This is a genomic window from Pseudoalteromonas rubra, from assembly GCF_001482385.1.
GTDB lineage: Bacteria > Pseudomonadota > Gammaproteobacteria > Enterobacterales > Alteromonadaceae > Pseudoalteromonas > Pseudoalteromonas ardens.
Genome location: NZ_CP013611.1, coordinates 2,608,855 through 2,622,613 on the forward strand (window position 1 = coordinate 2,608,855; position 13,759 = coordinate 2,622,613).

Here is a 13,759-nt window from a genome sequence, read left to right on the forward strand (position 1 = left end):
CTAAATAACCGCTGATTGCTGCCCGGGCTTACCTAAAACAGGGGCTTTGGCGATGATCTTGCTCCTGAGCATAATGCCTGCTTTGAGCGCGCTAAAACCAGATAAACAAGCCCAGGATCAGCCCAACCCCCAGTAAAGGCACTAAGACAGTCAACACCGCCAATGGCCAGTATGCATCCTGATGTTTTTCACCACAGATCGCCCGCACTGTGGTCACGACATAGCCATTGTGCGGCAAAGTGTCGAGTGCGCCTGAGCTGATCGCCACCACCCGGTGAAGCTGACTGGCATCCACGCCTAAGTCGAGATAATGTGGCGCAACCAAGGGTAGGGCAATGGCCTGTCCACCCGATGCCGACCCTGTCAGTGCGGCGATCACGCTGACCGCAATCGCGGCACCGAGCAGTTCGTTGCCGGGAATACTGGTCATCAGGGCAACGGCCTCATTAAAGGCCGGCGTGCCCTTGGCCACCGCACCAAACCCGACCACCGCAGCCGTGTTGCCGATCGCTACCAAAGCCCCTGTGGTACCTAAGTTCACCGCCTGAGATAAATTATGAAAATGCCTGAAGTTAATCGCTAATATCGTCAGCACTCCCCCCAGTAATGCGACGATCAGCGCGTTTTGCTGGAGTGTGCTATGCAGAGTAAACGACAAAATCAGCACAACCAGCAAGGGCAATAAACCCGTGATCGGGTGCGGTAAATTGCGCTGGATCTGCTCCGGGTCATTGTCCCTGGCCACAAAACATTCGCCATTGGCCACCGCCCGGCGGATCATCCAGCTTAAGAGTACATAACCTAATCCCGCCATGAAAATGGCCACCACCAGGCTTTCCTGCCAGGCAGCATAGGGCGAAGTCCCCAGGTATTTGATTGGGATCCAGTTCTGAATTTCGGGCGACCCCGCTGAGGTCATGGTAAAGGTCACGGAACCAAATGCCAGCACCGCGGGAATAAAGCGCCGGGGTAAATTAGCATCTTTAAACAGACTGAGCGCCATGGGGTATACAGAAAAGGCAACAATGAACACGCTAACGCCGCCATAGGTCAGCAAAGCACAAGCCAATACCACAGCTAACACCGCGTATTTCATGCCGATTTTGCCAATCACATAATGGGCAATGGCATCCGCAGCCCCGCTGTCCTCCATAAACTTGCCAAACAAAGAGCCCAGCAGGAACATTAAAAACCAGGCTTGCAAAAATCCGGCAAATCCGGCCATATAGAGAGACACAAAGGGTTGACCTGCGGTGGCATTAAAAATAGCAATGTCACTGGTCAGCGCCACGATTAATGCGCACAGAGGCGCAGCGATAAACAAGTTGACCCCTCGCAGGGTCAGGCCAATCAGTAACGCCAATGCACCGATTAAGCCAAGTAAACTCAGCATACATGTCCTGTTGATTTTTTGTTATTTAAGGTTAGTTATACGGCAATTTGGCACCGGGATCGAGCACCCTGAGCAGATCCTTACTGAGGGGCGTTACCGACTATCGAACAACTACAAAGGGAACAAAGCATGGCTATAAGCAACACTTCTCTGGGAACACTCTTTGCGCTGGCGCTGACCACCAATGCCTGTGCAGAAGCGACGGAACGCGCAACCTGGCTGTGGAAAAAAGGCGCAGATCCGCTGGGGGCATCCGCCATGATCACCAGCCAGTCGACGCAGCATACGCTGATCGATTTGCTGCAACAGCAACATATCACGGCCGTCTATGGCTCCTACGGACAATATACACAAACGCAGTCACAGGCCGTCGCACAGTGGAATCAGACACTGGCTGCGCATGGTATTCAGTCACACTACCTGATGGCGCAAAATACCTGGGTTTTCGCGCAAAACCACAGCAAAATGCTCAACAAATTACAAACCCGCCTGATCGATTATCAGCGCAATGCTACGCCTGATGCTGGATTTACAGCACTGCATCTGGATATTGAGCCTCATGCACTGGCTGAATGGAAGCAAGGCACGCCCCAGTCTCGTCAGGCGTTGCTGTGGCAGCTCATAGATACATTCAAAGCCATCAGAGCTTTGCTAGATGATCAGGGTATGACGCAGTTAAAGCTGTACGCCGATATTCCCACCTGGTATGACAGCTCAGCTAAAATAGGCTGGGTCGACCAAGGGGCGGCCTTTTTTGCCGCACTGGAGGAGGTACTGGATGGGATTTCAATTATGGCTTACGAGCGGGATAACAGCGCCTCCATTTTGAATGCCACTACTGATGAACGGGCACTCGCCTCCCCCACATTTTCGGTGAGACTGGGCGTAGATGTCAGCAATACCTGGCAGAGTCCTGCCCATTTATACCAGGTCATTGGTGAGCTGGAAGCCGCGCAACAGCGCGTCGATATTCACGATGCAACCGACTACTATTACTGGCTGCAAGCACACTAAGCCCACGCCTTTACTCACCCTGATGCTCGCATGTCAGTGTTACCTGCACGTGCGACGTCATAGTGTGTGCCTGCTCTTTGCAATGATAACCATACCTTTGAGTAAACCGGTGTAGCTCCTGCTCATCATCGCGCTGATCCGCATCATTCCAGTTCGCCTCATAGGTTACCGTATAAATACATCCCATACATAGATCCATAAAGCAGCCACAAATATAAATGAGAATTATTTTCAAAAGGCAATTGACAGGCACCAAGATCTAATTGATAATCAATCTCAACAAAGTGACGTGACGGTTCATTTTGTTACTCTAATTGTTTCTCGACCCTGAAACGCGTGTCGCGCACGATAACAGCACTGGTTGTTAATGAGTTACATTGACGCCCCTTGGTGTAACTCAACAACCGCCTTATATTTTACTTGCTACATTGCTCATATCGGTGACGGTAGATATGATCCCAAAAAGCCCTCCTCAGGGCTTTTTTCATTTCTGAACGAAGACAGACTCCCTTTTGTATTCTCCCTGACAACTAAGCTCCAGCTACATCATCAAAAACGCCAATGTAATGCCCTGCACAACATCAACGGATACAACTGCAAGCAGTAAAGAGATAAACTAAATGAGAATTATTTTCAAAAATTGTTTGACAGGCATAAAGATCTAATTGATAATCACTCTCAACAAAGCGAGATTGACGGCTCACTTTGTCGAAGTACGTAATTTGTTTCTCGACCCTGAAACACGTGATGCGCACGTAAACAGCGCAGGTTGCAGGTGTTAAGTATTAACGCCCCTTAATGCAGGATGCTTGCAACCAACTTACTATTTTACTTGCTACATTGCTCATATCGGTGACGGTAGATATGAACATAAAAAGCCCTGCTCAGGGCTTTTTTTATGCCTGAAATTTACTGCCTGATGATCCAATTACAAAAACGCAAATGAGAATTAATTTCAAATAGATGTTGACACTCACAAAGATCTAACTGATAATCATTATCAACAAAGCGAGGTTGACGGCTCAATTTGTTGATGTTTTAACTTGTTTTCGACCCAGAATAAGTACGTGTTGCTCACGCAAAAAAGCTTAGGTTGCAGGTGTAAAGCACTGACGCCCCTCGGTGCAGCTCACAGGCAACCCACTATATTACTTGCTACATTGCTCATATCGGTGACGGTAGATATGAAATCGAAAAGCCCTGCTCAGGGCTTTTTTTATGCCTGAAATTTACGACCTGATGATCCAACCATAAAACGCAAATGAGAATTAATTTTAAATAGGTATTGACACCCGAACAAATCTAATTGATAATCATTATCAACAAAGCGAGATTGACGGCTCACTTTGTTGTAGTACTCAGTTTGTTTCTCGACTCAGAAATACGTGTTGCTTACGCAAAAAGCTCTGGTTGCAGGTGAAAAACATTAACGCCCCTTGATGTGGCTCACAGGCAACCAACTCACATTTTACTTGCTACATTGCTCATATCGGTGACGGTAGATATGAAATCAAAAAGCCCTGCCCCGGGCTTTTTTTATGCCTGATTTTTACTCCAACCCCACAGACTAACGGCGGTTTTTACGGGCACGCGCGCGGCGCTGGCGCTTTTCTTCTTCTTTGGCTGCTTTCTTGGCCTCCGCCGCCAGACGCAACTGAGCCACCATCTCTTCTTCCTCATCCCGCATTTGTGGTGTTTCCATGGTGATACGGCCAATGACGGCATCGCGCAGTTCGTTGATCAGGATCTCCGACATTTTGTGCGTATCGACCTGATTACCACCGCGAATACAGCCGCGCTTACGTCCGGCCATTTCGATAAAGGTCCAGTCGCACTCAGGCAATTCATCAATTTTATAGCGCGCCTGTAACAGCTGAGGATAAGCCTGTAACAGATACTCTGCGGTATAACTGGCCACTTCCTCATAATTGATTGCAGTATCACGAATGGCACCGGTGGCAGCCAGACGATATCCCGAGTTTTCGTTTTCTACTTTTGGCCATAACATGCCCGGCGTGTCATACAGCATAATGCCGTCTTCCAGCTTGATACGCTGTTGAGCCTTAGTGACCGCTGGCTCGTTGCCCGTTTTAGCAACTATTCGCCCGGCCAAAATGTTGATCAAGGTAGACTTGCCGACATTGGGGATCCCCATAATCATGGCCTTTAGCTGCTTATCCTGGCCCACTTTTTGCGGTGCCAGCTTCTTACACAGCGCATTGATCCGCTGTACCTCGTTGCCCTTGTCATGGCCAAATGCGAGAGTTTTGACGCCATCTTCGCGCTCAAAGTAGTCCATCCAGGCCTGGGTCTGCTCAGGGTCGGCCAGGTCAGCCTTGTTCAGAATTTTGATGACCGGTTTGTCGCCGCGCAACTGCGCTACCATGGGGTTTTCGCTGCTGTAGGGTATACGGGCATCCAGCACTTCAATAATCACATCCATCTGCGGCATGATCTCTTTGATCTCATTGCGCGCCTTGTTCATATGTCCCGGAAACCACTGGATACCTGTTCTGCTCATCGTTTTCTACCTTATTAAATCTGGCTGTGTCAGACTGTAGACGCACAGAAAACATACTTTCTGCAACCCGACCACACGACACATGAATAACGCATAGTGTACTATAAACGTAGATATTGGGGGATCAAAGATGCAGCAACAGGTTACGCAGAACAGGGAGCATGTGTTTTGAAAGGAAACTGGGACAGTGCCGCAGTAAAAAGTGTCTTTTACACCGGCCTGCTGCTATTGCTGGGTATTACGGCCTTGATGTTTGATGACTTCCCCGGTCCAATGGAAACGGTGCGCCTGTTTACCACCATCGCGCTCCTCTCAGCATTTTACCTCGCTTTCTCTGTGATAGGCTGGCTCGCCATTGGGTTGCCGGTTCACTGGCTGTGCGGTCGCTATACCAATGGCCATCTTGTTTTCTACGCAACCCTGCCCGCCATACTGCTGATACTCACACTGACTTTTAACGGGCTCTGGTTACTGCCTGGCTGCGCACTTTTGCAGGCGTGTCTGTTCCGCTACTACCTGCATTTTGACTAACGTAGATCAGCCTGATTTTCCCCGCACAAAATGTGTATTTACCGATATAATGGCGTTTTTGCTAAATTGGACAGCCAATGGCACTCAAATCAACTATTTTAAAGGCCAACCTCTCGCTCAGCGATATGGACCGTCATGTGTACCAGGACATCAGTGTCACGCTGGCACAACATCCATCAGAAAACGCCCAACGCGTGATGGTCAGGCTACTGGCATTTGCACTGGAATATCAGGATGGACTCAGTTTCAGTAAAGGCTTATGTGTCGAAGATGAGCCGGATATCTGGTTAAAAAACTACAGTGACGAAATCGAGCTGTGGCTCAGTGTTGGCTTACCGGAAGAAAAATGGCTGAAAAAAGCCAGCAATCGAGCCAAACAAGTGGTACTTTATACGTATGGTGAGAACAACCAAGGCCCATGGTGGCAAAAGAACCAAAACACCCTGCGCCAGTATAGCAACCTAAAAATCATCAGCCTGCCTTATAGCGCCACCAGCGTGATGGCTGAAATGCTAACGCGTACAATGGCGTTAACCGTCACAGTGCAGGATGGCGAGATTTGGTTCAGTGATGAGCAACACAGCGTGCACCTGATCCCCGAAACACTACAAGGATAAGCTCACCCGGATGCAAAAGAGGTAAAAACAATGGCAGTAACCAAAGTGGTCGTCTTACATGGATTGTATATGTCTGGATTTGTCATGCGCCCGCTGTGCGAGCGCCTGGAAAAACTTGGCTTTGACATCCTCAATCTCAGCTACAACACGCTGACACCCGACAGACACGCTATCTTTGAACAAATCGATGCCTTTGTTGCGGGCCATGATGCCGCGTTGGTCTGCCACTCCATGGGTGGCCTGGTGGCCCGGGATTACCTCACTGACAATTCAGCCGCCAGTGCAGCCATCAGCAAAGTGATCACCCTGGGAACACCACACAAAGGCAGCTATATCGCCAAACACATGCATGATCATGGCTTCGATATGCTGCTCAAAAACAGTGTCGAATACCTGCTCAGCCAACAGCAAAACTGGCCGTTTAAAGCCAAGCTCTATAGTATCGCCGGAGACTTGCCAATTGGTCTGATGCCGCTGCTGAAAAAAGGCAGCCGTTCCGATGGCACCGTGCTGCTGGACGAAACCAAATTGCAGGGTATGGCCGAGCATAAAGTATTTCGTCTCAGCCATACCACCTTAATTTATTCCCGGACGGTGCTCGATTACATCGTCGACATACTCGAACGTAATCAATGATCGCCGTTGGCTGCAATTTTGTACGCCACCAATGCGATGATCCCCACAATCAGTGGAATGGGCGCGGCGATATAGCCGAACGCATCTGAATTTGCATAGCTGGCACCTGCCAGGTGACCAACCAGGCCCACGACAAAGGTCAACAGTGCTATCACCACGACAGCGATTTCGGATTTATGTTGAGAAGGGGTTTTACCTTGCATGATATGCTCCTTGGGTGCTGCACAGTATTTGTGCTCTGGCACACCGAAATAACAACCTAATGGGATGGCTCAGATGCGCACTTACACTACCCTGAAAAAGTTCACGCTCTGTGCCTGTTAAGTTCATTATGCGCCCCTGAATCGTGGGAATTTTGACCTGAATCAAAGCGCTGCTGTGGCGAAAAGACAACCCATTTTACGTTTGAGATAGATCAAATTAACAGTCGTTGTTGGGGCACGGCGTCGCAAACTGGCAAACTTTAAGCATTCTTAACATCCGTGCTAAGTTGCTGCTATAGCTTATTTTTCCCAACCATGAGACGCCTGCATGGCGGCACTGTCTTCAAAAATCTCGATACCGGCAATCGACTTTTCCCATTTGGCATCTGCCGCCTTTTTAGTCACACTAAGTATCAATCAGACGCACCATGTCGCGTCCTCTTTTTTAACCACAGTACAGGAGTAAACAATGAGCAACAGCATTGGATTAGACAGTCAGAAAAGTCAGGCATTAGTAGGCAACCTCAATACCCTGTTAAGTAGTTACCAGATCCAATATATGAATGCCCGCAGCGTTCACTGGAACATCAAAGGCCGTAACTTCTTCGAGTTACACGTTAAGTTTGAAGAAATTTATAACCAGTTACTGCTTCAGGTCGATGAAATCGCAGAACGTATCCTGACCATTGAAGGCACCCCTTTGCACGCCTTCAGCGATTACCTGGAGCACAGTCAAATCAGTGAAGTGAAAGGGATCAGTGATGGTCAGGAAGCGGTAAAACGCTTGCTGGATGGCTTTACCACCTTGATTAAAATGCAGCGCGATATTCTGGAGCAGGCAGGTGATGCCAGCGATGAAGGCACCGCAGCAATGATGAGTGATTACATCAAAGAGCAGGAAAAGCTGGTGTGGATGCTTAAAGCGTATCTTGCCTAACAGCCAATGATGAGTGGAGGGTGCGCCCTCCACCTCAAACAAGACGGCTCAGCCAGGACGTCGCATCACGATAATGCGGGTGTTGGACCAGGTAAGCATCCGCATCCAGGTAAAATAACACTTTCACCGGGTGTGTCTGCCACAGTTGTGTCAGCAACTGACGCGACAACGCGTTCACTCCGATAAAATCAATTTCCTGATAACCACGCTGGGCCACATCTGCAAAATACACCTGTAATGCAGCCAGACTGTCTGCGGTTGCCAGTTCACACTGGGTCAGATTAATCACCACACGCTGAAGCGCACCTGCTGTATAAGGCGCGATCTCAGTCAGCGCTTGCTGCTCAAATGCCCGCACTCCTTCACGATTAAATGCGCCAATCAGATTTACAAATATCACTGGCGGCACAATGTCGATTTGCCATTTTCCATGTGTTGCAAACATACCTTGCTCTCCAAACGTTTTTTGTGTCACGTTTTCTGGCAAACCGGCTGACAGATACCAACCGGCGGTTGCACCTGTTAGTGTTCTAACAAGCCAATAAAGAAGGCCATTTCCAGGGCTTTTTCATGCAGGCTCTTAAAGCGACCTGAAGCGCCTCCGTGTCCGGCATCCATATCGGTTTTAAACAACAGTTGATTGTTATCGGTTTTTAACTCTCGCAGCTTCGCCACCCACTTCATCGGCTCCCAATACTGCACCTGAGAATCATGCAGGCCAGTTGTTACCAGAATATTAGGATAGTCCCCTGCGTGCAGGTTGTCATAGGGTGAGTAGGCCAAAATGGTGCGGTAATCCGCCTCATCATTAGGGTTCCCCCACTCGTCATATTCATTGGTGGTCAGCGGGATACTTTCGTCCAGCATAGTTGTGAGCACATCTAAAAACGGCACATGACAACCGATACCACGATATAGCGCAGGCGCCTGATTCACCACAGCCCCCATCAGCAGACCACCGGCACTGCCGCCAGAAGCAAATACTTTGTCCGCAGCGCCGTACCCTTGTTCAACCAAAGCCCGGGTTACATCTTCAAAATCGTTAAAGCTATTTTGCTTATGCGCTTTTTTACCTTGCTCATACCAGTGACGACCCAGCATTTCTGAACCACGAATATGCGCAATGGCATACACAAAGCCACGGTCCAGCAGGCTCAGCGTGTTACTGGAGAAGTTCGGATCTATGGTGATCCCATAGGCACCATAGCCATATTGCAGCAAGGGGTTGGTGCCATCTTTATTGAACTTATCTTTACGATAAACCAGTGACACCGGCACTTCGACACCGTCACGCACAGGGATATGTAATCGCTCAGACGCATAGTGCTCCGGATTAAACTCACCCAGGACTTTCTGTTGCTTCTTCAGGGTCTTTTTGCCCCCGTCCAGTGCAAAATCATAAATACTGCTTGGGGTAGTCAGGCTTGAATAATAGATCCGAACCACCTGAGCGTCGGGTTCAGGGTTATAGCCCAGGCCTGCGTAGAAGCAGGCATCATCAAATTTCAGCTGATAACTGTGCCCGGCATAGTCGTGCACCACAAAGCGGATCTGGCCGCGCTCACGCTCTGTCACAACATAGTGGCTATGGAACAATTCCATGCCTTCAAGCAGCACGTGTTCACGGTGTGCAATGAGCTCTTCCCACTGTTCAGGCTCTGCCAGCGTATCTTTGGTGGCACGCAACAGGCGGAAGTTTTTCGCTGCCCGGTTCGACACCAGATAGTAATACTCGCCCAGCTTGTCCAGCCCATATTCATGACCCGGCGTGCGTGCCAGCAAAGGCTCAAACTTACCCAGAGGCTCATCAGCCGACAACGCCAGGATATCTGTGGTTTCTGTCGCCGCCAGATGAATGTAAATTTCGCTTTCATCTCGGCTCTTGCCCAGGCCCATATAGAACTGACGATCCTGCTCTTCATAAACCAGCTGGTCGTCACTTTGCGGCGTCCCCAAAACGTGGCGATAGACCTGATACCCCAGCAGGGTTTGCAAGTCTTTACGAACATAAAACACAGTTTTGCTGTCGTTGGCCCAGACCACTTCCCCTTCGGTTTCGGTCAGTACGTCACTCAGCATCTCGCCGCTTTGTAAGTCTTTAAAGCGCACAGTATAAATGCGCCTTCCGTCCGTATCTTCACTGTAGGCCAGCAAATTGTCATTGGGGCTGACGGCAATGTCACCCAGTTCAAAAAACTCGTAAGCCTGCGCCAGCTGATTGACATCCAGCAGTAATTGCTTGTCCGTCATGGCTTCATCGCCGCCACGGTAGTGACGAGAATATTCATCGTCGCCGCTGACTTCGCTCATATACCAAAAACGCCCGTCCTTAACCGGCACCGTGCTGTCATCTTTGACAATGCGACCTTTCATTTCTTCAAATAACTGGTCCTGTAGCCCTTTATGCGCTGCCATCATCGCCTCACAATAGGCGTTCTCAGCACGCAAATGGTCTAGTATCTCAGCGTCCTGACGTTTATCGTCACGCATCCAGTAGTAGTTGTCTGTCCTTTGATGTTGGTGATGTGTCATGGTGTGTGGCACTTTTTTAGCCACTGGCGGGGTCAGGGTTTTGGTCACTCACTTGTTCCTAATTTGTTAAAAATCATTGTGATCCTAACATAGCAAATAAACGCCTGAGATGTCATTTAATTCACTGTGAGCCGCAGGGATTCTATCTGCAAAAGAAAAAGGCCAGCGAATGCTGGCCTCTAAAGGTTGTAACTTTGGCAGATAGTTAGCTTTGTGGCTGACTTGCCCTGCGATTCATAACATGACGTGCGGCTTTACCAAACACACCGAATACCGCGCCAAATACCTTGCTGATATCAATTAGAATGATATACAGGCACGGTACCAGCACCAGGGTGATCAAGGTCGCAAACAGCACCGCAAAGCCCAGTGATACCGCCATGGGGATCACAAACTTAGCCTGTAAGCTGGTCTCAAAGATGATGGGCATAACACCGGCAAAGGTGGTGATAGACGTCAGGGTAATTGCCCTGAAACGCGCACACCCGGCTTCAACCACGGCATCTTTCAGCTTCACGCCTTCTTTTCTGACCTGGTTCACATAATCGGTCATGACCAGCGAGTCATTGATCACAACCCCCGCCGCCGCAATCAGACCATAAGTCGACATCATGCTCATATCCAGACCAAAGAACCAATGGCCCCAGATGGCACCGACCAGGCTGAACGGGATCACCGACATAATGATTAACGGCTGACCATAACTCTTCAGCGGCACCGCCAGTAAGATATAGACAATGAACATACCGGCAATGAAGAACATCATTTGCTCGTTGGCCTGCGCCTGATCTTCTTCGATATCACCGCCCAGTTCGGTCTTCACCTCAGGGAACTGTTCAAACAGCTTAGGCAACAGGTTATTTTTGATATTCTCAACCACCTGATTAGGTTCAATCACCTGCTCATCAATGTTGCCGTAGATATACACAGTGCGGTAGCCATTTTCACGACGAATATAGCTCACACCCGGGCGCTCCACGAACTCAACCACATCGCCCAGCATCACATCTTTGCCCTCAGGCGTTGTGATGACCGTATGCTTCAGTGATGAGAAGGCTTCCCTGTCCAGGCGCGGATAACGCACCATCACTTTGATTTCTTCACCATCGCGGATCACGCGCTGCGCTTCCCCACCATAGAAACTCATGCCGACCTGGTTAGCAATGTCTGACAGGCTCAGGTTCAAATCGTACGCCACCTGCTTGAGCACCAGCTGCACTTCTTTGCTTTCCGGGTCAATGCTTGAACTCACATCAAACAGACCCTTTTCCTGTTGCAGCATAGAAATAAACTGGCGACCCGCAGCATTGAGCATATCGATGTCCGGACCATACAGCAGATAGCCAAACTCGCCCTGCCCCTGGCCTTCATCGTTAACGTCATCAATCACCAGCAAAGACTTCACACCGGCAATGTCCGGCATGTTTTCACGCCAGCGACGCGACAGCTCAAAGGCATCAAACGGACGGTCGTCTTCTTCTACCAATACTGCCAGCACGTTGCCTTCTGTACGGCCCTCATTCCAGACCATGATGTCTTTGATCATGCCCTGTCCATACTCCTGCTCTATCTCGTCTTCCACCTTCAACATCATGTTTTCGATGGTGGTCAGCGCTTCCAGCGTTTGCGAGTCGGAGGCATTGTCGTTCAGAGTCAGTTTCACCATAGGATAATCGTGCGGCACTTTAGGCATCGCCACAAACCTGACCTGATTCGAGGTGATCAGTGATACGCTCAGTATGAGCATACCAACAAAGCCACACAGCACCGTCCAGCGCCACTGTACACAGGTTTCAATGAGGTTGCGGTAAGGCCCATTCACAAAGGCAAAGAAACGCTTATTGAACTTGGCGCGCCAGCTGCCCTCACGCATTGGTGAAAACTTGGTATGGCCAATGTGTGCTGGCAGGATCCACTTAGACTCAATCAGACTGAAGGCCAGACACAGCATCACCACAACCGCTATCGATTTGAAGAACGCAGCTTCCGGGCCACTCGACAACACCATAGGGGCAAACACCGCCATGGTCGTCAATACCCCGAATGTGGCCGGTGTGGCGACCCGTTTCGCGCCAACCACCACGTTATTCACGCCAGGTCCTTTACGCTCAATTTCGGTATAGGCGGCTTCGCCTATGACAATGGCGTCATCCACCACGATCCCCAGCACCATGATAAAGGCAAACAGAGACACAATGTTCATACTGATGCCAAATACCGGCATCATCATAATGGCGCCCAGGAAACACACAGGCAGGCCCACCATGACCCAGAACGCGAGCTTAAAGCGTAAGAAAATGCTCAGCATAATGGCGACCAAAATCGCCCCCTGGAACATGTTCTTTTTCATCATAGCCAGACGCGCTTCAAGGTAATACGTCATGTCCACAAAGGCCGTTAACTCAACCCCTTCCGGTAGCGTTTTATTCTTCGCTTCAATATAAGAGTGGATCGTATTGGCGATGGGCACCATGTTTTGATCATTGGTCGCTTTCACCGACAGGTAAGCCGCATTCACGCCGTTAAGTTGAAAGTAGAATTCACCTTCAATGAAAGCGTCTTTGATTTCTGCAATATCCTGCAGCAGCACTTTAGCGCCGTTTTCGCCCACTTTGACCGGGATACGGCGGAACTCGTTACCACGATATTTCTGATTTTCGACCCGTACTGAGATCAGGCCCGAATTGGTGCGGATCTGACCGGCTGAGACATTGGTCGAGTAGCGGCTAATCGCCATGGACACTTCTTCCATCGACATGTTGTAACGGCGCAGCGCATCCGGGTCAACTTCAATGGCAATTTCATATTCCGGCATATTACGATCGACCAAAGAAATATTAGACAGCTGCAACAACTCGTCTTCGACTTCTTTCGCCAAAGGCTTCAATTGTGTCAAAGGCAGATCAGCCACCAGGGCCATCTGTACAACATCTTGAGTAAACTCTATTTGTTGCACACGGATCGGCTCCATTGAGGCCGGGAAGGTTGCGATACCATCGACCCGGGAGCGTACTTTGTCAGCGACATCGGCCAGCTCTGCACTGGTGTCAATCTCCAACTGCACGCTACCGCCGTTACGATAGGCACGATAAACCGCCTTGTCTATTTCCGTCACATCCTTCAGTGCTTCTTCTACCTTTATCAGGATACTTTCTTCAATTTCCTGTGGCGAAGCGCCCGGATAGGTCGCATTAACCGAGATGAGATTGAGCTCAATACTCGGAAACATCTGGCGCTGGATCGTAAAGTAACTGATGATCCCCATGATCAGGATAAAGAACATCATTAGATTCGCAGCGACCGAGTTATGCGCAAAGTAGGCTATCAGCCCCGTTTGCTTTGGTGTTGGTTGTTCACTCATTATCCGTCCCTGCC

The 13,759-nt window shown here is 49.5% G+C and carries 12 protein-coding genes; 5 read left to right on the top strand and 7 right to left on the bottom strand.

Annotation, left to right across the window (positions count from 1 at the left end; translation table 11 throughout):
• Nucleotides 1-91: 91 nt before the first annotated feature.
• A complete protein-coding gene (locus tag AT705_RS11495; RefSeq protein WP_010385000.1) occupies nucleotides 92-1,393 on the bottom strand; it encodes a GntP family permease in 1,302 nt (433 codons plus the stop codon).
• Between the two features lie 129 nt (nucleotides 1,394-1,522).
• Between AT705_RS11495 and AT705_RS11500 the strand changes: the two genes are divergently transcribed.
• Nucleotides 1,523-2,407 (top strand): hypothetical protein, encoded by an 885-nt coding sequence (locus AT705_RS11500; RefSeq protein ID WP_058796684.1) that lies wholly within the window; start codon nucleotides 1,523-1,525, stop codon nucleotides 2,405-2,407.
• A 10-nt stretch (nucleotides 2,408-2,417) separates the two neighbouring features.
• On the opposite strand, the gene AT705_RS25240 is transcribed toward AT705_RS11500, so the two are convergent.
• Together AT705_RS25240 and ylqF are read right to left on the bottom strand one after the other, a co-directional pair.
• Nucleotides 2,418-2,594, bottom strand: coding sequence for a hypothetical protein (locus AT705_RS25240; RefSeq protein ID WP_157576748.1), 177 nt, complete (start codon nucleotides 2,592-2,594; stop codon nucleotides 2,418-2,420).
• Nucleotides 2,595-3,974: 1,380 nt separating this feature from the next.
• Complete coding sequence (ylqF, locus tag AT705_RS11505) at nucleotides 3,975-4,928, bottom strand: ribosome biogenesis GTPase YlqF (RefSeq protein ID WP_058796685.1); 954 nt, start codon at nucleotides 4,926-4,928, stop codon at nucleotides 3,975-3,977.
• Between the two features lie 168 nt (nucleotides 4,929-5,096).
• Between ylqF and AT705_RS11510 the strand changes: the two genes are divergently transcribed.
• From AT705_RS11510 to AT705_RS11520, 3 genes are all read left to right on the top strand, one after another.
• Nucleotides 5,097-5,459 carry a hypothetical protein gene (locus AT705_RS11510; protein WP_157576750.1) on the top strand — a complete coding sequence of 121 codons (363 nt, stop codon included), beginning with the start codon at nucleotides 5,097-5,099 and terminating at the stop codon, nucleotides 5,457-5,459.
• A gap of 77 nt (nucleotides 5,460-5,536) precedes the next feature.
• The gene (locus AT705_RS11515) at nucleotides 5,537-6,076 is read left to right on the top strand and encodes a YaeQ family protein (protein WP_010384996.1); all 540 of its coding nucleotides are present in this window, start codon (nucleotides 5,537-5,539) and stop codon (nucleotides 6,074-6,076) included.
• 30 nt (nucleotides 6,077-6,106) lie between these two features.
• A complete protein-coding gene (locus AT705_RS11520) occupies nucleotides 6,107-6,712 on the top strand; it encodes a PGAP1-like alpha/beta domain-containing protein (RefSeq protein WP_058796687.1) in 606 nt (201 codons plus the stop codon).
• On the opposite strand, the gene AT705_RS11525 is transcribed toward AT705_RS11520, so the two are convergent.
• Nucleotides 6,706-6,915 (bottom strand): hypothetical protein, encoded by a 210-nt coding sequence (locus AT705_RS11525; protein WP_010384994.1) that lies wholly within the window; start codon nucleotides 6,913-6,915, stop codon nucleotides 6,706-6,708. The two genes, AT705_RS11520 and AT705_RS11525, sit on opposite strands and share 7 nt — an antisense overlap.
• Nucleotides 6,916-7,384: 469 nt before the next feature.
• Here AT705_RS11525 and AT705_RS11530 point away from each other — a divergent pair, with 469 nt between their 5' ends.
• Nucleotides 7,385-7,852 carry a Dps family protein gene (locus AT705_RS11530; RefSeq protein WP_058796688.1) on the top strand — a complete coding sequence of 156 codons (468 nt, stop codon included), beginning with the start codon at nucleotides 7,385-7,387 and terminating at the stop codon, nucleotides 7,850-7,852.
• A gap of 34 nt (nucleotides 7,853-7,886) precedes the next feature.
• On the opposite strand, the gene AT705_RS11535 is transcribed toward AT705_RS11530, so the two are convergent.
• From AT705_RS11535 to AT705_RS11545, 3 genes are all read right to left on the bottom strand, one after another.
• The gene (locus AT705_RS11535) at nucleotides 7,887-8,297 is read right to left on the bottom strand and encodes a hypothetical protein (RefSeq protein ID WP_058796689.1); all 411 of its coding nucleotides are present in this window, start codon (nucleotides 8,295-8,297) and stop codon (nucleotides 7,887-7,889) included.
• A gap of 77 nt (nucleotides 8,298-8,374) precedes the next feature.
• On the bottom strand, nucleotides 8,375-10,384 hold the full coding sequence (locus AT705_RS11540; protein ID WP_237113824.1) for a S9 family peptidase: 2,010 nt from the start codon (nucleotides 10,382-10,384) through the stop codon (nucleotides 8,375-8,377).
• A gap of 205 nt (nucleotides 10,385-10,589) precedes the next feature.
• Nucleotides 10,590-13,745 carry an efflux RND transporter permease subunit gene (locus AT705_RS11545; protein WP_058796691.1) on the bottom strand — a complete coding sequence of 1,052 codons (3,156 nt, stop codon included), beginning with the start codon at nucleotides 13,743-13,745 and terminating at the stop codon, nucleotides 10,590-10,592.
• Nucleotides 13,746-13,759: the final 14 nt, after the last annotated feature.